The following is a 23,866-nucleotide window of genomic DNA, read 5'->3' on the forward strand; positions in this document are numbered from 1 at the left end:
AAAAAATTTTTTCTGGATTATCTATTCAGTTCTCTATCTGGCTTCTTCAACGATCGCGTGCTTTAGTTGAATAAAGACATAGAAAAAATAAAAAAGCAAAACTCGCCAAATCTGCAGCGAATCTTGCTTTTTATATACCAATTGCTAAGTCAATATGTCTTTCGAAACCCCTTTAAAAATTCCTGCTGCTTTTATCCACTATTATTTTTAATAGGCCAACCTGTTCACGGAAAAGTTTGGCCTGACTTAACCTAAAAACAAAGGTTATTACAAAAAAGTGGCATAAAACGCTATGCCTGCAGGGTCAGGTGTCAGCACTATTTTTCTTATAATCTGCTTGAAAACGTTATTAATAGTTATCAATTTGCGCTCTCTGCAATTTTCCGCTGTAATCCACATAAATGGATTTCCATTCTGTATAAACATCCAATGACGCTACTCCGGAATCTCGGTGGCCATTGCCCGTTCCTTTTGTTCCGCCAAAAGGCAGGTGGATTTCTGCTCCAGTTGTACCTGCATTAACGTAGACTATTCCAGTATCCAGATCCCTCATAGCTTCGAAGGCCTGATTGACATTTTGTGTATAGATGGCACTGGAAAGGCCAAATTCTACTTTGTTATTAATTTCAACGGCTTCTTCCAGACTCTGAATCGGAATGATCGAAACAACTGGCCCAAAAATTTCTTCCATGGCAATTCTCATATCGGGTTTTACGTCTGTAAAAATGGTAGGCAAGTAGAAATTCCCGTTCTCTAAGCCTTCACCATCAGCGATTTTACCGCCTGCAAGCAGTTTTGCTCCTTCTTCCTGGCCAATTTTCACATACTCATCAATTCTCTCAAGTGAGGAACGATTGATGACAGGGCCTACTTTTACGGTTTCATCCAAGCCATTGCCCAGCTTTAATTCTCCTATACGTTCGAGAAGCTTTCCTTCCAATTCTTCCTTTACATCCACATGAACAAGGACACGGCTTGTTGCCGTACATCTTTGCCCGCTCGTTCCAAATGCCCCCCAAAGAATCCCTTCAGCCGCAAGATCAAGATCTCCATCCTCCAATACGGTGATGGCATTTTTACCGCCCATTTCAAGTGAGGTTCTCTTTAGAAGAGCGCCTGCTTTCCCGTTAATATCTTTTCCTACTTCATTGGATCCTGTGAATGAGATTAAATCAATACCCGGATGCTCAACCATCGCATTTCCGACAACGCTTCCCGAACCGTGTACAAGATTAATAAGACCTTTCGGAAGTCCTGCTTCTTCATAAATCTTTACAAACTCAGCAGCAAGGATTGGCGTTTCTGTTGCAGGCTTCCACACGATGGCATTCCCGGTAACCAGGGCAGGAAGGGACTTCCACGATGCAATCGCAATCGGAAAGTTCCAAGGGGTGATCAATCCTGCCACTCCCACTGGAACCCGGACGCTCATAGCAAATTTATTGCGGAGCTCTGACGGCACAGTATCACCAAACATTCTGCGTCCTTCCCCTGCCATGTAATAAGCCATATCTATGGCTTCCTGCACTTCTCCTCTGCCTTCATCAATGACTTTTCCCATTTCACTTGTAAGGATTTGTGCCAATTCTTCTTTTCTTTGCTTTAAAAGAAAAGCAACCTGATAGAGTATTTCAGCCCGTTCTGGTGCAGGGACTAACCGCCAGGATTTCTGCGCTGTCTTTGCTGCTTCAACTGCTCTGTCAACCTCTTCTTTAGCGGATTGGGTTACTTCGGCAAGGACTTCGCCAGTTGCTGGATTTAGAACAGGAACAAATTTTCCAGTTGATGATTCGCACCATTCACCATTAATAAAATTTAACACTCTTTTCATTTAAAAGCCCTCCATTAATAGGTTTATTTAACCTATAACTATTTTTAGTTTTTCTTTTATTCTATTTACAGCTTCATATAATCTCTCATTCGGAACTGATAGAGACACCCGGAAATATCCTTCTCCTGAAGGCCCGAAAGCATTCCCGGGGGTAAGAATTACACCAGTCTGTTCCATGACGCTTGTTACAAATTCTGTGGAAGTGTATCCGCTTGGTACAGGTGCCCATATGAAAAAACTCCCTTTCGGCGGGTCGACTTCAACTCCAATTTTTCTTAGGCCGTCCAGCATCGCAGTCATACGCTGCTTATAGATTTCGTTATGCCTTGCAATACAGCTTTGGTCACTGTTTAAGGCAAACGCTGCAGCTTTTTGAATCGGGGTGAACTGTCCCGTATCCGTATTGCTTTTATAAACTGAAAGCGCTTTAATAATACTCTTGTTGCCAACCACATATCCAATTCTGAATCCAGTCATGTTATAGGTTTTGGAAAGCGATCCGAATTCTACGGCGATTTCCTTGGCCCCATCGACTTCAAGAATGCTGGGTGCTTTATAGGAATCAAATGTAACCATATTATAGGCGGAATCATGAGCAATCGGAATTTGGTGTTTTTGGGCAAATGCCACAGCATCTATGAAAAAATCAATATCAACGGCAGCTGAAGTTGGATTGCCAGGGTAATTCAAAAACATAAGCTTTGACTGCCTAAGAATTTCTCCCGGTATAGCATGTAAGTCTGGCTTGAAATCATTCTCTTTTGTCATTGGCATATTATAATAGCGCCCATTCGCCAAAAGCGCGGCCATCCGGTAAACCGGGTAGCTTGGATCTGGGATCAGCACATATTCACCAGGATCAATGAGGGTCGGCACAATATGAGCAATCCCCTCTTTAGAACCAATTAAGGCCAGCACCTCCGTATCAGGATCGAGTTTGACTTGATACTGCCGCCAGTAAAAATCTGCCACAGCCTGTTTAAATTCCATACATCCTACAAAACTGGGATACTTTAAATTTCCGGGATTTTGTGATTCCTCAACAAACTTTTCAATAATATGACCGGGTGTCGGCAAATCAGGATCACCAATCCCCAAATCAATAATATCTACTCCTGCTTTCTTGAGTTTTTCCTTTTTCTTATTAATCTCTGCGAATAAATAGGGAGGTATTTGGCCTATTCTATCCGATTGAAAATTCACGAAGTCACCGCCTAACTCTATTAATTTTCATATATTCAGAAAATTATAATTCCATATTTATAATTTACTGGTTTTGCCGGTGAATCACTATGGTTGATTTGAACAAAAATATATGGCTTTTTCTAATACATTCCGTATGATTTTTACAAATTGAGGTCTTTTCAGTTTGGAATGGCTATCTGCCAATGAAAAAATGCTATTTATGGCAGTATATTTTTTAAATGCAGGACTCTATTAAACTTGCCTTGATTTCTCCTCAAAAAGCTCAGCGGATACGGGCTGTCCGAGAGCCTCCTCAACGCCTTGTGTCTGCGGGGTCTCCCTTTGTGATCCGCTTTCCCGCAGGACGTTAAATAAGCATCCGGGAATTGCCTCTGTACAAAGGAATTGCGAAAGCAGTTTCGAAGAGCTCGCACCTTCCGCGTCAATCAATAAAGTGCCAAAATCAACATTTACCTTTAACAAAACCAAATGTAAAAAATCCAAAAAAAAATGCAAGTTATGAAAATTAACTTGCATTTTTTTGCCTCATTGCTTATGTTGGTTATCGAACAAAAGCGCCCCTTTGAACAAGAATTCTTCTTTTCGAAAAGCAGATCCCTCATGAGGACAATTGAAATAGTGCTACAATTTCATACCAATGGAAACTTGTTTCGGATTCATTTTCAGTTCTATTATAGTTGGACGTACATTTTCATGAAGAGCTTCCTTGAAAACAGAACGGAAATTCTCCGCAGAATCTGCAGTAACGCCAATTGCGCCCATGGCTTCTGCCATCATCGTATAGTTAACATCTGTAAGTTTGGTTCCTATCACACGATCAGGATAGACTCTTTCCTGATGCATCCGAATGGTTCCATAAGAGGAATTATTAAATAAAAGGACAATGACGGGTATATGATTTCGTGCTGCCGTTTCAATTTCCTGAAGGGTCATCATAAACCCGCCATCTCCTGCAAAGACAACCACCGGCCGTTCAGGATTCGCGATCTTCGCTCCAACACCTGCGGGAAATCCATAGCCCATTGCTCCCGATGTTGGAGCTGCGTAAGATTTTTTGCCTGTAAAGCTATGAAAATTCTGCAGCCAGGTAGCAAAGTTCCCTGCATCATTCGTAATAATAGCCTCTTTTGGACAAAGCTCATTAAATGCCTGAATCACTTCTTTATAGCCGATGGACCAAGGGGCTTCATCAATCTCATCCATTCGTGATGATTGAATAAATACCTCTTTTCGCTCCTTACTCCAAGAAGACCAGCGGGAAGAGTCCCATTCTTCCACTTCTTTATTAAGAGAGTCAAAAGCAGTCTTAGCATCCGCAACAAGCCCAAGAGCTGGAGGATAGACTTTACCTAGGACATTTGCTTCAATATCAAGGTGAATTAACGTTTGTTCCGGGTTTATTAAGGAATAATCCTGTGTAGTGACTTCGGATAGCCTGGTTCCAACAGCAAGGATCACATCAGCTTGTCGGACGGTTTCAATCTGAGAAGGTGGTGTACCTAAACCTAATTGACCGCAATACATTGGATGATCATTAGACAGTACATCATGCCTTCTGAATGAAGCGACGACAGGGATGTTTGTTTTTTCAATAAAAGATTGCAATGCCTCTTCACCATCAGATAGCTTAACCCCTCCACCGGCAATGATTACCGGACGTTCAGCCTTCTTTAAATAAGATAAAATCTCTTCGGTTTGCTCTTTTGAAAGAGCCGGCTTTGGAATCAGAGTGCCAGCTGCGAAATTCATATCAGCCACCTTAGGCAGCACATCTTCCGGCAGTGATACAACTACAGGTCCAGGGCGTCCTGTCTGTGCAATCCGAAAGGCCCTCTGAACAAGCTCTGGTGTCCGTTCAGGATCTCGAATTTCCACTCCCCATTTCGTTACCTGCTCGAGAAAACGATCAAGCTCCATTTCCTGAAATCCTTCACGCCCTCGAAATTTTGTATGAACCTGCCCAAGAAAAACCACCATTGGAGTAGAATCCTGAAAGGCTGTATGGATTCCAATAGAAAGGTTGGCTGCTCCAACCCCCCGGGTGGCCATCACAACTGCAGGCTTATTCGATGTTTTCCCATAACCCTCAGCCATAAATGCTGCTCCACCTTCATGGCGGTTTGAGATTAACTCTATATCTTTTTCTTCATAGATTGCATCCATTAATGGCAGGTAGCTTTCCCCGGGTACACAAAATACATGCTTGACATTTTCACGCTTCATACATTCTACAATAGCCTGTGCACTTGTCATTTTTACCATTACAAACTCCACCTTTCAATTGGAAACCTATTAAGATATCAGATTGATGATCCATTTTTTTCTGTTCATAATTGAAGCAGTAATTTTTAGGCTCTTTTCTCATAGATTGTTGTTTTTGCTTATAAATTCTGCCCGTTGATTCCAGCACGGGGCACTTGCTTTCCGCGGAGAGCGATGCGAGCCTCCTCGACTTCGCCTGTGGGGTCTCACACTTCCCTCACTTCCCGCAGGACACTAAATCAGCTTCCTCGAATAAATACCTCGTCGTAAGAAAATGCGAATGCATTTTCGAGGTTCAAGTGCCCTCCGCTACATTCAACTCAGTTAGATAAACTAAGTTTGCCGGTAAAAAAGCAACAAACTTTACGAAAACAGCAATTTTTATTATCTTTTCACATACTGGAATGACATTTCAGTATATGAAGAGATTAATTAAATAATGACTGTCCTATTCACAAATATCCCCTAAAACCTAAGTCCTCGGAAATAGCCTGAGCGGCTTTTTGTGTTTTTTCAAGAATTTCACTTCTTCTTCCATCTGAGAACCGCATGCTTGGACCCGTTACGCCAAGAGCTCCAACTACCTCTCCGGAGAAGTCCCGAATAGGAAAGGAGAAGCCTACTGTATCAGGATCCTGTTCACCTAAACTCTCAGCAAAGCCTTGTTGTCTAATAGTCTCAAGTTCCTGGTATAACTTTTTTTCATTGGTGATCGTATGAGGTGCGAATTCCTCGAATTTCATCCGGCTGATAATTTCTTTTTGTCTCATTTTTGGGAGGAATGCCAGTAGGAGCTTTGGGCCTGAACCAGCGAATAAAGGCATTCTTTTGCCAACTCTCGTATAAAGTCTTATGGCCTGGTTGCTTTCTACCTTTTCAATATAGATTGCCTCTTCTCCCTCGCAAACTGAAAGGTGGACGACTTCATTGATGTCTTTGCATAGAGCTTTCATATGATCAAACGCCGCCTGCCGAAGTTCCAAGTCCTCGCTGACAAGGTTACCTAGTTCAAGAAGCTTGAGACCAAGGCGGTAGCGTATATCATGTTCTGATTTTTTAATTTTGCGCAAGAATCCACCCTCTTCAAGAGAAGAAAGCAGACGATAGGCAGTGGCTTTCGGCATTCCAGTCATTTCATAAATTTCTTGCAGGGAGATCTCTCGTTTTTCTTCGGAAAAAAGAGAAAGTAATTTTAGTGCTTTCGTTACACTCTGGTTCATAGTATTCATCCTTCTTTCCTGGCGGTTAACGGTAAAACTTTTACGTTTCGCATATTGAAATGACGTTTTATTTAACTGCTTAATGTAAGCATAATGGCAAATTTTAAAAAAATCAATATTATTAACAGAATTTTTATAAAATTATAAACCCTTTATTGAAGTATTATTTTTAATAGAGCTAAAGAGAATGTTATTTCTTTATCAAAAAGAGACCTTGTTTAATTCTTCAGCCAGAATAACAAGATCTCTTATGTACTTATTAGTTTTTTTAAAAATTTCAGCCCGCGTTAATCTTAAACTCTACTCCCTATCAAACAGATGCTCTTCCATTCTTTGATAATACTTTTTGGAGTTGGCTATGTATCTTGGTTTTGTGGTTGAAAGATGATTAACTAATTAGACAGCTCGGCTTCCCATTATGGTTACACATTTTCTGCTGAACAGAACGAAGCCAAGCCATCCTTCTATATAATTAGGGGATTCCTTTTTATTTAAATATATTTCGCTGGAGACAAATTTGATTACTTTTAAATCCTCCTTAATTTACTCAAAAACCTTAAGCCCCCCTCGAAGTGGGTCATAAGGTGACAAGTCTAATTCTGTTTCTCTCTTTAAGGCAAGTTCCGCAGCAACAGTACCCACATATGGACCCATGGTAAGACCCGAGGCGCCCAATCCTGTTGCAATAACCACCCCATCTGCACCAGGAACTGTACCAAGCAATGGTAAAATATCAGGACCTGCAGGACGGAAGCCAATTCTTACTTCCTTTAATGTACTTTCAGCAAGACCTGGGGCCACGCTTAAAGCCTCTTCAAGCACTTCCTTAACACCAGCTGCAGTCAGCCTGTAGTCAAAACCGGATCCCGTTTCTCTAGTTGCGCCAACCACAACTTTTGAATTATCAAAGGCAACGAGGTAATGACTGCTTTGAGGGAGCACGACTGGCCAGTTAGTGGTGTCTTCGTTGCCTATTTCGAGATGGGCAATTTGCCCTCTCTGTGGCTCTAAGTTTAATTCTACACCTATCGGAGCCAGCAGTTCTTTAGCCCATACACCTGCAGTAATAATAACTGAATCAGCAGCAATGATATCTCCGTTTATTTTCACACCTGTTACCTTATTATTTTGAAAAACAAGCTCCCCTTCCCCAACATGAGTAACTGCGCCGTGTTTTTGAGCCGCTCTTTGCAAGGCATCTCTTAATAATCTGCCATCCACTCTTGCTGCACCAGTTACATGAACAGCTTTCAAATCCTCTCGCAGGGGCGGAAAGAGTCTTCGTGCCTCATCTTCAGTTAACCTATTGATCTCTCCTACTTCAGGTGTTTCTGACTTTATTTTATGTACTTTTTGTTCTATTTCATTGAGCTCTTCTTCGCTGCTGCTGACTGCCAATGCTCCTACCACGCCAAATCCAAAACGATCTTCTCCATCTTCTTTAAGACTGGAGATTAAAGAAGGATAATAAAGGGCACCACTTCTCGCTATAGTATACCAGTCTTGATTATCAACTCTGGATATCCATGGACAGACAATCCCTGCACCTGCCGCGGTTGCCTGACCTTGGTGTGCTTTATCAATGATAACAACCTCAGCGCCTTCTCTTGAAAGATGATAAGCTGCACTAGAACCTACAATGCCGGATCCTATAACTACTACTTTCATATTAAGACATCCCTCCATATTAGATTAAACTAGTTTTGTTGACTTAAAGGGAAATGACAGGAAACAAAATGATCTTGACTTACTTCCCTTAATAAAGGCCGTACCTCTTTACACATTTCCTGACTAAACGGGCATCTCGAATAGAATTTACAGCCTGTAGAGTCCCCAAGCTGCAGTGGAATATCGTCTTGTATATAAATTTTATTCTTTCTATTCCTCAAGGTTGGGTCTGGTACTGGTACAGCTGAAATTAGCCCTTTTGTATATGGATGCAGTGTATCATTAAACAAATCTTCTTTTAATGCCATTTCTACTACTTCTCCCATATACATAACAGCAATACGATCGCTAATATATTTCATTGCTGGAATCCCATGGGCAATAAATACATATGTTAAATTGAATTTTTTTTGCAAATCAATTAACAAGTTTAATATTTGGGCTTGAATTGAAACATCTAAAGCAGAGACAGGCTCATCACAAATAATCAATTTCGGTTTCAAAGCAAGTGCTCTTGCAATCCCAATTCGCTGCCGTTGTCCGCCACTAAACTCATGAGGAAACCTTTTAGCAAATGAACGATCAAGCCCCACTGTTTCCATAAGGTCGTATATTATGGTTTCGAGCTCTTTCCCTTTAGCTGCTTTATGAGTGCGCAAAGGTTCTGCTATAATATCAAACACTCTCATTCTTGGATTTAAAGATGAAAATGGATCCTGAAAGACCATTTGGATGTCTTTTCTGATTTTTTGCATCTCCCTGTCTGGTAACCTTGTTAAATCTTTTCCTTCAAAAATGATACTTCCTTCTGTCGGCTCCAGCAGTCTTAAAATGGTACTGCCTGTTGTCGATTTCCCGCAGCCTGATTCACCGACGATGCCTAATGTCTCCCCCTTCTTAACATAGAGGTTAATACCATCTACTGCCTTTACAAATTCCTTTTTTCTTCCAAAGAAATCAGTGGAAGTTACAAAGTATTTTTTTAACCCTTCAATTTTCAATAAGTATTCATGCTTATGACGACCTGCCTCTAAGGTGTCTGTCATAGCCCTATCACCTCTTTCTCATCATGCAGCCAGCATCTCACTTTAGAACCTTGATCTGCTTGTATTAAAGGCGGCTCATGTTTCCTGCATTTTTCATTTGCAAATGGACATCTTGGATGAAACTTACAGCCAATAGGCATATTTGATGGAGTTGGAACGTTTCCTTCTATCGATTCCAACTCATCCTTTAACTGGTGTATCTTTGGGGTACTGTTTAGAAGCCCTTGAGTATATGGGTGTTTGGGATTTTTGAAGAGTTCAAATACATTGTTTTGTTCTACAATTTGTCCCGCATACATGACGATTACACGATCAGCCATTTCTGCAACTACTCCTAAATCATGCGTTATCATAATAATTGAGGTGTTAGATTCTTGACTCAATTCTTTCATAAGATTAAGAATTTGTGCCTGAATCGTAACATCTAACGCAGTAGTAGGTTCGTCGGCAATCAATAATTGCGGCTTACATGATAAAGCCATTGCAATCATTACCCTTTGTCTCATTCCCCCGCTCAGCTGATGAGGAAAAGCGTTGTATATTTTGCGAGCATTTGATATACCTACTTTTGAAAGCATGATAATCGCTTGTTCTTTGGCTCTTGCTTTGTCCAATTTTTGATGAAGCCGAATTGGTTCTGAAATTTGACTTCCAATTGTGAAGACTGGGTTTAGGGAAGTTAATGGTTCCTGAAAAATCATCGAAATTTTGTTTCCTCTGATCTCTCTCATCTGTTTATTCGTGTATGTTGATAAATCGGCACCATTAAACAATATTTGCCCTCCAACAATTCTTCCTGGTTTACTAACCAATTGAAGTAAAGATAAGGAAGTGACACTCTTTCCACACCCTGATTCGCCTACAATGCCAATCGTTTCACCTTTTTTTACTTTAAAAGAAATTCCATTTACAGAGGGAATCACACCGTCTTCTGTAAAAAAGTGAGTACTCAAATCTTTTACTTCTAATAGTGTTTCAGCTTGACTCATGACGTCTTCCCCCTTCTATTTGTTTACTTGTGTTCGTGGATCAAGTACATCCCGGAGCCAGTCCCCTAAGAAAATAATTCCAAGAACTGTGACTGTTATGGCTATTCCTGGAAATGTTGCTAACCACCAATTAGTAGCTAAATAGTTTCTTCCATCTGTTAACATTCCACCCCAAGAGACATCAGGCGGCTGAATTCCTAATCCAAGAAAACTTAACGATGCTTCTAATACAATGGTTGTAGCAACGCTCAATGTCGAGATTACAATAAATGATGAAAGGATGTTAGGGAGTACATGCTGCAGCATAATTGTAATATTTTTCGTCCCAATGGACTTAGATGCTTTCACATATTCTCTTTCTTTTATACTTAATACTTCACCTCTCACTACCCGTGCATATGTAACCCAGTTAGTAAAGCCAATTACAATAATCAGAACCATGATGCTAGGATTAAAGACAGCAAGAACGACAAGGATGAATAAGATACTGGGAATTGCCAAGAATGAGTCTACAATTCTCATTAGCACACTATCTATCACTCCACCATAATAACCTGCTAATAGGCCGACTATTATTCCTATTAGGCCTGCTAAAATAACAGAAAAAACCCCTACGAGCAAAGAAACACGTGAACCATGAATAATACGGCTAAATATATCTCTTCCTAAATTGTCCGTTCCAAGAATATAATTTTGAGAACCTCCATCTAGCCATACAGGTGGCTTCAGCATATCACCCAAATTATTTACTGCTGGATCGTGTGGAGCTAATATGTCAGCAAATATAGCAATAAATACAACTGAAGAGACAATAAAGAAGCCAACAGTTCCTGTCTTGCTTTGAAGCAGCAGTTTTATCCACCTTATCCATGGGCTTCTTCTCTGTACTGTGCTCATGGTATGTTCCGAGTTCATTTTTACTTCTGCTTCCACGCGGGACACCTCCTATGAATAATTAATCCTTGGGTCCAATAAACGATACACTAAATCCGTCATGAGGTTCACAAGAATAACCAAAATAGCGATAATGAAAACAGCAGCTTGAACAACAGCCATATCTCTTCCATTTACTGCTTGAACTAATAACAGCCCCAACCCTGGCCAAGAAAAAACTGTTTCTGTTATTAGGGCTCCGCTTACAAGGTGTGATATTTGCAGACCCATTATGGTTACCACAGGAATTAGTGAGTTTCTGAAAGCATGTTTAAATACAACGCTAGTTTCGCTTGCTCCTTTACTTTTTGCTGTACGAATATAATCTTGATTTAAGATTTCTAACATGCTCGACCTTATTAATCTTGTCATTTCTGCTGCAATACCTGTTCCAAGTGTTATAGCTGGCAAAACCATATGAAAAATTGTTCCTCTTCCAGAAACCGGAAAGACCTGGTAATTTACTGCAAGTAATAAAATCAGCATAATTCCCAGCCAGAAATTTGGCATTGCCTTGCCCAATACTGATCCCCCAGTAATAAACAAATCCACAAAACTGTTTCTTTTTCTGGCTGAATATATTCCAAGTGGAATTGCAATAACTGTGGCTACGAACATGGAAGCTGCAGCCAGTTCAAATGTTGCTGGCAGACGTTCCAGCACCAATGGTAAAGCTTCCTGATTATACCTGAAGGATGTACCAAAATTACCAGAAATAAGGTCACTCAGAAAATGAAAATATTGATACACAAACGGCTCATTTAACCCTAAGGCTTCTCTTAATGCCTCTCTGTCTGCTTCAGAAGCATCTTCAGGCAGCATGAGTGAAACTGGGTCTCCTGCCAAATAAACCAATACAAATACAACGAAGGTTATTATAAACAGGACCGGTATTATCTGCAGTAATCTTTTTGTAAGATACTTCTTCAATGCCAAACCTCCTTATATGAAAACGGGACTGGACTATCCTCCTTTTCCAGTCCCGTATCGAAAAAATTATTTTAACGTGATCTCTGAGAAGTTAATGACCTCATCCAGCCTTGGTTCAAATTGAACCCCGTCACTAACCCCATAATTGGAACCTTGCTGGAAAAGGAAAATATGGGGTCTCTCTTCAGCTACTATCTCTTGTATTTTTTGATATTGCTGGATCCTTTCCTCTTCGTTCAGGTTACGGCCTGCATCATGGAAAAGCTTCTCTACCTCTTCGTTAAAATAATCCGTTTGCCCAGCTGCACGGTCTTTTGTGTAATGCACTAATGAATAGGAAGCATCAAGCAGACCATCAGCTAATCCAATCATTATTAATTCCTTGTTTGAGTTGGAGTTATATACATCAAGAAATGCACTTGATTCCAGCAGCTGTAAATTCACTTTAATACCAACTTCTCCAAGCATGCTCGCAACTAATTGGGCCACTTCACCGTCCAGCGGGTATCTTCCTTTTGGTGCTGTAAATGTTAGTTCTAGACCATCTTCATATCCTGCTTCAGCTAATAGTTTCTTTGCCTTCTCAACGTCATAAACGTATGAATTGTAAAGCTCTGGATTTGACCCTAATACTCCTTCAGGTACGCGTGATCGAACAGGGACAGCAGTTCCTTTTAGAACAGAATCAACAATTGCCTGCTGGTTAATTGCAAGATCAATGGCTTCCCGGACTTTCGGATCTGCAGTAACAGTTCCCTCTGTGTGGCGAAGCATCAAAAGCATGACACGAGTTGTGTCCCCATTAACAAGTGAAACCCCGCTTTCACCATTTACCCGTTCCCATTCATTAGGTGGAATGTCGGTTGCGATATCTACCCCGCCTGTTAATAATTCCCCTACACGAGTCGAACTTTCAGGTATTGCCCTGACAATGACTTCTTTCCATTTTGGCTCTTCACCAAAATAACCTTCATACGCTTCAAGGACGACTCTGTCATCCCGTCTCCATTCCACGTATTTATATGGACCTGAGCCAATTGGATTCTTTTGGAATTCTTCAAGGCCGACTTCCTCAAAATATTTTTTTGGCAATACATCGGCGCCACTTTTAGCCAGCAGTCTTAATAAGGTTGGCATAGGGCCATCAGTTACAATTTCAACGGTTAAATCATCGACAGCCTTCACTTCCTTAATTTGAGTAAAATATGGATACTCTTTCAATGTCTCATCACTCATAACTCTTTCAAGGCTAAACTTAACATCTTCAGCCTTTAATGGATCTCCATTATGGAACGTAACTCCATCTTTCAACTTAAACTTCCAGGTAACATCATCAATATTTTCATAGGTGTCTACAAGTTCGGGTTGTATCTCCATTTTGCTGTCACGATAAAACAGCCGGCTAAACAAATTCCTGAAAACCCTATCTCCATTAGTACTTAAAGAATTTTGAGGATCCAAAGTTGTAATGTCAGCACTTTGTGCGATTTCAAGCGTTGTTTTCTCGCCGCCTTCTCCTTTACTTCCAGAATCACTAGTGGATGGAGTACTGCTGCATCCAGCAATAAAAATTGCAGAAATAACCCAAAAAACAAAAAGATACTTTAGTAAATTTTTCATTCACTTTTCCTCCTTGGAATTTTATTATTGTGAAATTTTTGATAATTATATATCCAACTATTATCTGAAATTCTTAACAACCGCTGCTGTCACCTTAATCCCTTGAATAAAATCCTCAATATATATGTTTTCATTAGGTGCATGATAGTTTGACTGCAAATTAGCCACACCAATTTGAACCGCAGGAATGTTGGTATTGTTCAGCATTTTATACATTGGGCTTGATCCAGCTAAATTTCGCAATATAACAGGGGGTTCTTTATATACTTGATCTACACTTTTTAAAACCACATCTACGAAAGAATTAGATGGGTTAGTGTTAAATGGATGAATACCATGAGATTGTCTTATTTCAATATCTTCAAATCCGTTTTTATCTAAATGCTCCCTAACTAAAGCAGCTACTTTTTGAGGTGTCTGGTTAGGGACTAAGCGAAAATCGAGTTTAACCATTGCCTTCGAGGGGAGTACTGTTTTAGAGCCTTCTCCTGTATATCCTGACTCAATCCCGCAAATGGTGCAGGTTGGTTCTGCTGTTAAAGTTTCTTTTAAAACATTTCCGGAAACATTTTTAAGAAAACTTTTAATACCATATAATTTTTTAGTTTCTTCTTCATTAAAGTCCATTGATTGAATGATGGCTCTATCCTTCTCACTTAGCGGAATAACATCCTCATAGAAACCATCTATTAATATATTTTCTTCTTCATCTTTAAGAGAATTCAGTGCCCACACTAATCTCCATGCAGGGTTTTCTATTATTGCAGCCTCAGATGAATGAAGATCAAAATTTGCTCCTTTACAGATCAGTTCAATATAGCAAATTCCCTTTACTCCTAAGCCCACATGAGGGCGTTTATCTTCAACCCCACGTGTACCTCCTTCCCAAATGATTCCATCAGTATGTAATTTTTCCGGATGCTCTTTGGCAAAGAATTCTAAATGAGGGCTTCCGACTTCTTCCTCTCCCTCAAATACAAACTTAATATTAACAGGAAGTTTGCCATATACCTGCTGGTATGCATGCACAGCACAAATCCGGGCAATGAGATTTCCTTTGTTATCAGCTACACCACGGGCAAATATTTGGCCGTTTCTTATGGCAGCCTTAAAAGGATCACTAAGCCACTTATCAACAGGATCTTCTGGCTGTACATCATAGTGGTTGTAGAAAGTTAAAGTTTTTTCATTTCCGCCTTCCAACTGTCCATATATAATAGGAAAACCCTCAGTTTCTATCTCCTCTACTTTCGCATCAATTTTTTGCAGAAATGATTTTACAATCTCTTTCATTTCTGACATACCTCGATTTTGAGCTGACACACTAGGCTGATTGCATGCTTCAATCAGCCATTCAATATACAAGTCTGCGTTTGCCTCAATATATTGAAAGACTTTTTCCATAAACGAAATCCCCTTTCTCTGTCTTACCAAAAGTCAAAATAATAAAATATAATTTTATTATTTTGACTATGTCTTTCACATGCTTCACGTACCTAAGAGGGGTATGCCGCTGCCTATATTTATCTTTAACCCCCTGCAAAACTCTTCCCATTCAAATAATAATCAGCTTCCGAAAACGCAGTAAAAGCTACTTCTACTTCCGGTATTCCAAGAAACTGAACATGTTTAGTTATGGTTTGGGCAAATTTGTCCTGAATAACCTTGCCGCGGTCAAACCACTTCACTTCAATGAATGGATAAGCAGCTATTTCTTCTTGGTTAAACACAAAAACAGATTGCACTATTTCCAAGGTAAAGTTATCCTCTCCACAGACACATAGTTCTGCCAGGGCTTGAACTAAAGAAACACTTATTTCTTTTGTCTGTTCAACTGAAATTCCCCTAATAAATAAATGTGGCATCTAGCTTCCTCCCTCACGTAAAAAATATATTTCTCTGCAGCTTTTTTACCTGATAAAAACTCTTTTTAAAACCTCTTCTTATCAGTCTAGAGGTGATATCATTAACTTCTTTGAACACTTCTTCATCCTGCTTTCAACTTTATATGTCTTATATACTGGCTAGTGCTTCTGTTAATAGAACAAATTATAAAGTTATAATATTATAATAAAATGTCTATCTAGCCATTAACCAAACCTGCTCAATGAATACCGGTCTATCGGGATGGATGTTTCCCCATCCATGATCAATTCAGTTATAAGGGTCCCTATTAAAGGGGATAGTGTCACACCGCTGTGGGTGGCTGCCACATAAAGGTTTTCAAAACCAGGCACTTTCCCAAGGATCGGAAAGCCGTCTTCAGGCATTGCGCGAATCCCGGAGAAGGCACGAACAATCTTGGCTTTTCCTAATGCTGGAACATAGCGAACTGCCATATTAGCAGTTTCCTGGATAACATCGAGCGTTGTCGCTCGGTTAAACCCTGCCTGCTCCATGGAGTATCCCATTAGCACTTCACCATTGTTCGCCTGCCTTAGCCCGCTGATTGTAAAATTCAAGAATGGCTTCAATGGTTCGGATACAAGGATCTGCCCTCTTAACTGATTGACCGGAATCTTAATCCCAAGCATTTCCCCTAATTCCCGTGACCAGGTTCCGCCAGCCAGGATGAGGTTTTTGCAAACATATGTGGCTTGATCAGAAACAACAATATATTTACCATCCTGCTTCTGAATCTCAGTTACTTTATTGTATGTTGAATAATGCACTCCATTTTTTTTGGAAGCTCTCATATACATATCAATCAGCCGGAAGGGATTTACATTGCCATCAATGGAGCTGTATGTGGCTCCAGCGACTTCAGGGTTCATGAAGGGTTCTTTTTCAAGGACCTCTTCCCTTGATAACACTTTAATTTTTATGCCGATTTTACGGTAGGATTCAGCAAGCTGCTTTGCTTTTTCCCGGTCGCTTTCATTGAAAAATGGCGAAAGTCCTCCAGTGCGCTTGTATTCAACATCACCTATTTTTTTAGACAAATATGGATAAAGTTCAGCACTGTACATATTGAATTCCGCATACCAGGAAGGGGTCTTATTATGTACCCACACCCAGGCCTGGGTAGATCCGGAAGTGCCTGACATGGGGTATTTTTTATCGAGCACAAGCACGCCCTCTTTGTATCGTTCGGAAAGATGAAAGGCAATCCCGTTGCCTACTACGCCTCCTCCAATCACAATCGTTTCATAGCTTTTTTCCACTTATCTCACCTTCCCGTCCTCTATTTCCACCTCATCCAGCACCGATTTGACGGCGGAAAAGGCTGTGCTGTTTGTTGCCAGTATTTCAAGCTTAATCGGAGATAGCGGCATCCGCATCCTTGGCAAAGGAATCTTCGAAAGGGGCAAGGCTGTATGTTCATGAATGATGTTTGCCACCAGCCCCGTACAAATCTTTGCCTGGCAGGGACCCATTCCGCATCGAGTCAGCCTTTTAACGTCATCAAAGGTTCTGCCTCCATGCTCAATGACTTCTTCAACCTCTTCATAGCTGATTTCTTCACATCGACATATGATCGTTGTTTTATCCAACTTATTCACCTTCTAGTCTCTTTTTTCTATTAAACTAAGAGATAAACTGATCCTTCAGCACCGGAGCAGAAAATTTTTCCATGTGTTTTGTTCTTCCTTCCCACACATCTTTATACTCTGAAAGCTTGAGCTCTTTCCACAATGCATCTCGGATTTCCTCTGCCTCTCCACTCCTGATTGTCTGTAAATCTTCACATACACTGATTCCGGCAATCATGCCTGTGAGAAGCAATGCACCCTGTTGGCTAATGCCCGCCGCATTTCCGGCTAAAAATACATTTTCCCTGTCTGTTTTAAACTGACGATTATATTGCGGGATCCATCCGCCCAGCTCTTTCTGGTAGCCAAACGAACAGCCAAGCTGGTAAAACGAATCAAGTATTGGCGATCTTCCACCATCGATGCATACAACATCCGCAGATACCGTTAAGATCTCTCCGTTCACTTCAATATCGATTTCCTCCACCTGTCCATTACCTCTTGCCTCTTTTATAAAACTATTAAAATAAAAAGGAATACCTCTTCCTATTAACGCATCTGTTTTTTCCTTCTCTCTTGCAGCTGCCGCAGGGTTTTTCTCAACGATTCCTTTAACCTCCACGCCAACCTCCAATAGCTGGCTTGCAACATCCAGGGCAAAATCGCTTGAACCCACAACCACTGCTTCCTTCCCTGGCATCACAAAATCCCGGTTTACCAGAGTTTGGGCGGCACCGATCGTTATAATGCCCGGAAGCGTCCATTTTGGAAAAGCCACTGCCTGTTCAGCAGCACCAGTGGCCACGACGATCTTTTTTGCTTTAACAGGAAACACCTTTTCCTCATCTGAAAGGCCCACACTTCCATCTGCATACAGCCCGATAACACGATGATTTAAAAGCGTGCCTACTGTAAAATCATTCATTTGCTCTGTTAAAACCTTAGCCAATTCAAACCCCCGCATCGGCTGATAGACGGAAGGCAGCGGCCGGATAAGCTGCGTTTGCTGGCATAGCTGGCCGCCAAGAGAGGAAGATTCATCGACAATCGTGACATCCAATCCTCTTGAAGCAGTTTCAATCGCCGCTGCAAGGCCTGCCGGTCCGCCGCCTATGATGAGAACGTCAGTCTCCATGCTTTTCCCTCCTTACCTCGGGGTCTTCCAGATTTGGATATACGCTCATTCCTTCTTCAACCTTTGTCATGCAGGTGCGTACATGATCTTCACCGTTAACCGTCATATAGCAGCTGCAGCATCGCCCGCGCGAGCAAAAAAGGCCTCTTGATTGCACCAGCTTACGGCTTAATCCAAATTTCTTTACTCCATTAGCCATTAAAGCAGCTGCAACCGTCTGCTGCGTATAGGCTTTATACGGCTGATCATTGAAGTAAAAGGTTACAGGCTCTTGAAGCTGCTTCCCGAGGATGGGATGATTCTCTATATGCATATAAGCCACCTCTTAGTTAATTTTTGGAGGAAAACACTTTCCCTACCCCAAGTATTCTTTCAATCACTAGCATTAGGATAACTGTAAATAGAATCATAATGCTCGATACAGATGTTATGATCGGATCATACTGATATTGCATGTAAGTATAGATGCGCACCGGCAGTGTTACAACGTCGGTGCTGACAATAAATAAAGCGACTGTTAAATCATCGAAGGAGGTAATAAAGGCAAAAATAGCACCCGCTATGACACCTGATTTAATAATCGGCAGGGTAATTTGATAGAAAACCTTTATAGGCCCTGCTCCAAGGTTCAAGGCCGCCTGTTCAATCGAACGGTCAAACCCTACTAAACTAGCAACCACGAGACGCATTACAAAGGGAACGGTTAAAATGATATGCCCCAGGATTAATGCCAGCGGGCTCGCAGCCAGCCCAATCCACGAGTAAAACTGCAAAAGGGCAACCCCAAACACGACCGATGGAATCAATAGCGGAGATCCCACTAATTGAACGATCGCTGTTTTCCCTTTAAACTGGCGCCGGACAACCGCAATCGATGCCAGTGTGCCAATAGCAGTGGAAATGGCCGCTGTTCCGAATGCCACAATAATACTCAGGGTAAAAGACTGCATGAATTCCGGATGTTCGATTAGTTCGGTATACCATCTGAGGGTCAGTCCTTTTGGAGGGAAAACAATATATTCTGTTGTCGTTAAGGAAGACAGCAATACAACCACAATTGGTGCCAGCAAGAAGACATACACTAAAAAGCAAACAAAGTTAAAGAAATATTTCGGCAAGTTCTTTCTCATTGTATCGCCACTCCCTTTTCCGACCTGGCAAGTATTTTGCTGTAGGCGATAATCGTAATCGTTGCAATCAGGATTAATAGGAACCCAATGGCCCCTCCATACGGCCAGTTCAGCATGACAGCAACCTGTTCATATGTTAAGTAGGACATGACCTTTACCTGTGGGCCTCCTAAAATGGCCGGTGTGACAAATGAACTGACGCTTAAACTGAATACCATAACAGATCCTGCAAAAACGCCTGGCAAGGTTAGCGGAAGCAGGATGGAAAAGAAGGTTCTAAAGGAGCTGGCCCCGAGATTTTGCGAGGCTCTGATGACGGAATGATCAATTTTTTCAAGAGACCCCATGATGCTTAGCACCATGTATGGAAAAAGAACATGTACCATGCCAATAACGACACTTAGTTCGGTGTACAAGAGGGTTAGCGGCTGATCAATCCAGCCCAGCTTTAAAAGAGTATTATTGACCACCCCATTATTGTTAAGCAAAATGACCCATCCATAGCAGCGGATAACCATGCTGATCAAGAGAGGGGACAGCACAAGCAAGGTTAAGTAATTCCTTGCCCTCCCCTTTGACCTTGAAATCTGAAAAGCTACCGGATATGAAATAATGATGGTAATCAATGTGGTTAAAAGCGCGATTTTAACAGTCCGCCAGACAACTCCCAGGTAAAAAGGATCTGACATGAACTTTATGTAGTTCTGAAGCGTCCACTCATTCCCAATCCCAGTGCTGGCATCAAACGTTTTAAAGCTTGTAATAAACAGGAAAAACAAAGGAAGCAAGAAGAAAAAGATAAAGATTCCGAGGGTTGGAATCAACAGCAGCCAAGTATCAACCCGTTTCCTATTTAAATTCTTTTTCTTCTGCTGTAGCAATAAATCATGTTCCGTTCCAATTCCGGCTTGCATTCATTCTCACCTCACCATTCTTGAAGGCAGCAGATCCTCCGGATTCCAATACGTATAGACACTGTTTCCTTCTTTTACCTGGGACGGATTCAAGACAGTATTGGATATATCAGCAACAAGATGCTTATCCTGTATTCTCAAAATATATCGAGTCTTGGCACCCAGAAACATTTTCCTTTCAACTTTCGTTTGAAAGGCCTCATTTCTTTCATTTGACCCAGCTAACGAGATTTGAATTTTTTCAGGCCTGATGAAAAAGTGAACCTCCGAATTCTTTGCTGATGGTATGGAAACAATCTGTTCATTGCCGAAAAAGTGCATCTTGCATTTTTTATTATCATAGGTTTCCAAAACTTTTCCCTGAATGTGATTCACTTCTCCAATAAACTGGGACACAAAGTCTGTCTTCGGATGATTATAGATGGAAGCAGGATCATCCACCTGTTCAATCCTTCCCTCATACATGACGGCGATACGGTCTGATATCGCCAAGGCTTCCTCCTGGTCATGAGTAACAAAAATCGTCGTAATGCCGACTTGCTTTTGAATATCAACGATTTCTTCACGCATTTCCTGGCGCAGCTTTGCATCAAGATTGCTCAAGGGTTCGTCAAGGAGAAGCACTTTCGGTTTGATGACAAGTGCCCTTGCAAGAGAAACCCGCTGCTGCTGTCCCCCGGAAAGCTCCTTTGGATAGCGCTTCTCATATCCGGACAATCGGACCATCTCCAGGGCTTCAAGTACCCGCGTATTGATCTCATTTTTAGGCACCTTGCGCAGCTTCAGCCCGTAGGCCACATTTTCAAAAACAGTCATATGCGGAAATAATGCGTAGTTCTGAAACACCATGCCCATTTCTCTTTTATTGGGAGGAAGCAGGTGAACGGGCTTGCCGTCCACCTCAATCTTCCCGCCATCCACTTCCAGAAATCCGGCTACCATGTTTAATGTCGTCGTTTTGCCGCAGCCTGATGGTCCTAAAAAGGAGACCAGCTCCCCTTTTTGAATCTCAAGGCTCAGCTTTTTTACGACTTCTGTTTTATTAAAAGTCTTAACCACATTTTCAAGGCTTAAGTAACTCATTATTTCACCTCTTCCTTAATGGGCTACTTCTATTTCTTTATTAGCCCGCTCTGTCCATTCAGCTCGTTTTGCATTGACTACTTCCCAATTCACTTTGATTAATTTCGCAATTTCGTCTTCTCCATAAACAACCTTATCCACAATATCTCCCTCAAGCTTCACGTTCTTATTAACCGGGCCGTCAAAAAGAGAGTTGGCAAATAAAAGCTGTGCTTCCTCATCCAGAACAAAATTAACGAATTCCTGGGCAAGTTCTGCATTTGGCGCATCCTTTACCACACTAACTGTTGGCATTAAAGCAGGAACGCCTTCTTCAGGGATAACATACTCAATCGGGAATCCAGTATCCTGAAGGGTGAACACACGGCTGCTTCCCCATGCACTTGCTACTGTCTGGCCTTGCATGAAGTAGTTGGATACGTCTGCTGTTTTATCAAATGTCACTGCATTTTCGGCAATTTCTTTTAGCTTTTCAAAGCCTGGTTCAATGTTTTCCTCACTGCCTCCGTTCGCGATAGCCGTCATGAGAAGGAAATGGACGCCATACGTATTCGCAATGGAAGGCAGTACAAGCTTCCCTTTGAATTTCGGGTCTGCGAGATCATTCCACGATGTCAGCGGCTCCCAGCCATTCTGTTCAAAGACTTCTTTGTTATAGGCCAATCCGGTTGAAATGATTCCGAACCCAACACCCACATTGTCTTTATCTTTCGCAATATCGTATACATTTGCTAGATTTGTAACAACACTCTCATCTAATGGTGCCAGCAATCCAAAAGCTTTTGCCTGTGCTTGTGGACCATCATCCAAAAAGGCAACATCAATTTGCGGATTGTCCTTTTGCGCCTGAAGCTTCGATAGTGTATCAACAGAACTTCCTGTAATATACTTAACCTTTACCCCATGTTCTTTTTCAAATTTTGGTATCAGAACCTCTTTCATCTTCTGCTCATAGCTTCCTCCATATGCTGCTAAAACAAGGGTTTTTTCAGGACTTTTTCCTGATCCTTCATCTGTTGAACTTCCAGTTTGGCCGCTGCATCCGGCCGCAATAACAAGTAATAAACAAAGCAAAAGTATTAGTGACGCTTTTCTTTTCATTCTCATTTTCCCCCTCGTCAATTTAGATGTTTCATACCTGCACAAAAGGAGCTGATCTAAGCTGAAGATTGATCAGTTTAATGAATTCCCCCCTTTCTTTAAATGCAATAAATCTATTAAATTGATTATTACCAATTTTCAGTATTTTTATATTAAAATATAATATTATAACTTTATATCTTTTATGTTAATAGAATGTCCATTTTGGAATTATCATTTTTTTATAATTGAACTTCCGTGTAATAAACCTCTTTATCTGCGCGAATATAGAATTTGGAGTATTCAATAATATCCTCTTGCTTCGTATAGGTAAACCGCTCCCATTCAAACACAGCAGTCCCGGTTTCAACTTGAAGCAGTTTGGACTGTTTTTTAGGAAGTATATAGGGTCTAATAAATGCTTTAGCTCTTCCCAGTGAAACATGAAATCTGTTTTTTAGGATGTTAAAGATAAGTTCATTATTAATATCATCGGATGTAAGGCCTGGGCATTTTTCTGCCGGCAAATAGGTATACTCAAGTGCGATCGGATCATTGTTTTCGATTTTCAATCTCTCAATCTTTATTACTTCATCCTCCGGATCAAGTCTTAATTTCTCACCAATCTCTTCGCCAGCTGCTTCATAAGTAAAACTGATTAAATCATGAGGATGCTCCTGATCTGAATTCGTGGTAAGTGAAATAATAGAATTAAGATCTTGTTCTTTTGCAGCTCCGGAAACGAAAGTTCCCTTGCCTCTTTGCCTAAAAAGATAACCTTTGTTCACAAGCTCAATCACAGCTCTTTTTACGGTAATGGTACTGACATCAAAAAGGTCTGATAATTCTTGCTCAGTTGGAAGCTGGCTCCCAATTCCCCATTGTCCCGAAATGATTTTCTCTTCTAAAATCTTTTCTACCTGTCTATAAAGAGGTATATGTAATCTTTTATCTAACTGCATTTATTATTCTCCCTCTAGTGAATATAATGTTATAACTTTATAATTATTAATAATTTAACTGTTTTAAATATAATTGTCAATATTTTTTGAATATTTAATACAAAATAAAAAGCCTTTAAATAAAAGCAGAACATTTAACTACATGATTGGTTGAATTTACTCTACTGTATTTTCTCTTTTTCACTTGATCAATGGACAACATTTAAAGCTTACTCATTCTGAATAAAACTCATAAATTTGGGTGTTCCCCCTTATTGTACAGATAATCGTTCAAAAGCTGAAAAATTTAAAGTTAATATGCTGGCACAAAAATGAAGTGTATAGAAAAAAAGATGAAACAATCCGACTTATTAAACCTTTTAAAATAAGCCTAAACGATTATAG

General features: G+C 40.8%; 22 protein-coding genes. All 22 read right to left on the reverse strand.

The genetic code is table 11. The features are described 5' to 3' along the window. Positions 1-349 precede the first annotated feature (349 nt). Positions 350-1,831, reverse strand: coding sequence for an aldehyde dehydrogenase family protein (locus tag DFO73_RS01955; RefSeq protein ID WP_110063103.1), 1,482 nt, complete (start codon positions 1,829-1,831; stop codon positions 350-352). A gap of 27 nt (positions 1,832-1,858) precedes the next feature. Then, positions 1,859-3,034, reverse strand: a complete 1,176-nt coding sequence (locus DFO73_RS01960; RefSeq protein WP_110063104.1) for an LL-diaminopimelate aminotransferase — start codon at positions 3,032-3,034, stop codon at positions 1,859-1,861. 234 nt (positions 3,035-3,268) lie between these two features. Further along, a complete protein-coding gene (locus DFO73_RS01965; protein WP_110063105.1) occupies positions 3,269-3,553 on the reverse strand; it encodes a hypothetical protein in 285 nt (94 codons plus the stop codon). Between the two features lie 105 nt (positions 3,554-3,658). Further along, complete coding sequence (locus tag DFO73_RS01970) at positions 3,659-5,299, reverse strand: thiamine pyrophosphate-dependent enzyme (protein ID WP_110063106.1); 1,641 nt, start codon at positions 5,297-5,299, stop codon at positions 3,659-3,661. A 452-nt stretch (positions 5,300-5,751) separates the two neighbouring features. Beyond that, the gene (locus DFO73_RS01975; RefSeq protein ID WP_110063107.1) at positions 5,752-6,519 is read right to left on the reverse strand and encodes an IclR family transcriptional regulator; all 768 of its coding nucleotides are present in this window, start codon (positions 6,517-6,519) and stop codon (positions 5,752-5,754) included. Between the two features lie 543 nt (positions 6,520-7,062). After that, positions 7,063-8,187: an NAD(P)/FAD-dependent oxidoreductase gene (locus tag DFO73_RS01980; RefSeq protein WP_110063108.1), complete on the reverse strand. Its 1,125-nt coding sequence runs from the start codon at positions 8,185-8,187 to the stop codon at positions 7,063-7,065. Between the two features lie 29 nt (positions 8,188-8,216). Continuing rightward, positions 8,217-9,233: an ABC transporter ATP-binding protein gene (locus tag DFO73_RS01985; protein ID WP_110063109.1), complete on the reverse strand. Its 1,017-nt coding sequence runs from the start codon at positions 9,231-9,233 to the stop codon at positions 8,217-8,219. Continuing rightward, positions 9,230-10,222 (reverse strand): ABC transporter ATP-binding protein, encoded by a 993-nt coding sequence (locus tag DFO73_RS01990; RefSeq protein WP_110063110.1) that lies wholly within the window; start codon positions 10,220-10,222, stop codon positions 9,230-9,232. The genes DFO73_RS01985 and DFO73_RS01990 overlap by 4 nt, the downstream gene beginning before the upstream one ends. Before the next feature lie 15 nt (positions 10,223-10,237). Further along, positions 10,238-11,137, reverse strand: a complete 900-nt coding sequence (locus DFO73_RS01995) for an ABC transporter permease (RefSeq protein ID WP_110063528.1) — start codon at positions 11,135-11,137, stop codon at positions 10,238-10,240. A 30-nt stretch (positions 11,138-11,167) separates the two neighbouring features. Then, positions 11,168-12,085, reverse strand: coding sequence for an ABC transporter permease (locus tag DFO73_RS02000; protein WP_110063111.1), 918 nt, complete (start codon positions 12,083-12,085; stop codon positions 11,168-11,170). 66 nt (positions 12,086-12,151) lie between these two features. Next, the gene (locus DFO73_RS02005; RefSeq protein WP_110063112.1) at positions 12,152-13,705 is read right to left on the reverse strand and encodes an ABC transporter substrate-binding protein; all 1,554 of its coding nucleotides are present in this window, start codon (positions 13,703-13,705) and stop codon (positions 12,152-12,154) included. A 60-nt stretch (positions 13,706-13,765) separates the two neighbouring features. Then, the gene (locus DFO73_RS02010) at positions 13,766-15,109 is read right to left on the reverse strand and encodes a M20 family metallopeptidase (RefSeq protein WP_110063113.1); all 1,344 of its coding nucleotides are present in this window, start codon (positions 15,107-15,109) and stop codon (positions 13,766-13,768) included. A 125-nt stretch (positions 15,110-15,234) separates the two neighbouring features. Then, a complete protein-coding gene (locus DFO73_RS02015) occupies positions 15,235-15,570 on the reverse strand; it encodes a DUF1904 family protein (RefSeq protein WP_110063114.1) in 336 nt (111 codons plus the stop codon). Positions 15,571-15,795: 225 nt separating this feature from the next. Beyond that, positions 15,796-16,869, reverse strand: a complete 1,074-nt coding sequence (locus DFO73_RS02020; RefSeq protein WP_110063115.1) for an NAD(P)/FAD-dependent oxidoreductase — start codon at positions 16,867-16,869, stop codon at positions 15,796-15,798. Beyond that, entirely contained in the window at positions 16,870-17,208 is a 339-nt protein-coding gene (locus DFO73_RS02025; RefSeq protein ID WP_258309145.1) for a (2Fe-2S)-binding protein, read from the reverse strand. It lies immediately after the preceding gene. 25 nt (positions 17,209-17,233) lie between these two features. Beyond that, positions 17,234-18,313 (reverse strand): NAD(P)/FAD-dependent oxidoreductase, encoded by a 1,080-nt coding sequence (locus DFO73_RS02030; RefSeq protein WP_110063116.1) that lies wholly within the window; start codon positions 18,311-18,313, stop codon positions 17,234-17,236. Continuing rightward, a complete protein-coding gene (locus tag DFO73_RS02035) occupies positions 18,303-18,626 on the reverse strand; it encodes a (2Fe-2S)-binding protein (RefSeq protein WP_110063117.1) in 324 nt (107 codons plus the stop codon). The genes DFO73_RS02030 and DFO73_RS02035 overlap by 11 nt, the downstream gene beginning before the upstream one ends. Before the next feature lie 16 nt (positions 18,627-18,642). After that, positions 18,643-19,443 carry an ABC transporter permease gene (locus DFO73_RS02040; protein ID WP_110063118.1) on the reverse strand — a complete coding sequence of 267 codons (801 nt, stop codon included), beginning with the start codon at positions 19,441-19,443 and terminating at the stop codon, positions 18,643-18,645. Next, on the reverse strand, positions 19,440-20,357 hold the full coding sequence (locus tag DFO73_RS02045) for an ABC transporter permease (RefSeq protein WP_110063119.1): 918 nt from the start codon (positions 20,355-20,357) through the stop codon (positions 19,440-19,442). The genes DFO73_RS02040 and DFO73_RS02045 overlap by 4 nt, the downstream gene beginning before the upstream one ends. 6 nt (positions 20,358-20,363) lie before the next feature. After that, on the reverse strand, positions 20,364-21,440 hold the full coding sequence (locus tag DFO73_RS02050) for an ABC transporter ATP-binding protein (protein WP_110063120.1): 1,077 nt from the start codon (positions 21,438-21,440) through the stop codon (positions 20,364-20,366). 15 nt (positions 21,441-21,455) lie between these two features. Beyond that, positions 21,456-22,541 carry an ABC transporter substrate-binding protein gene (locus tag DFO73_RS02055; protein WP_110063121.1) on the reverse strand — a complete coding sequence of 362 codons (1,086 nt, stop codon included), beginning with the start codon at positions 22,539-22,541 and terminating at the stop codon, positions 21,456-21,458. Positions 22,542-22,762: 221 nt separating this feature from the next. Further along, positions 22,763-23,482: a GntR family transcriptional regulator gene (locus DFO73_RS02060; protein ID WP_110063122.1), complete on the reverse strand. Its 720-nt coding sequence runs from the start codon at positions 23,480-23,482 to the stop codon at positions 22,763-22,765. Positions 23,483-23,866: the final 384 nt, after the last annotated feature.

The organism is Cytobacillus oceanisediminis (genome assembly GCF_003182355.1).
Taxonomy (GTDB): Bacteria; Bacillota; Bacilli; order Bacillales; family Cytobacillaceae; genus Cytobacillus; species Cytobacillus oceanisediminis_A.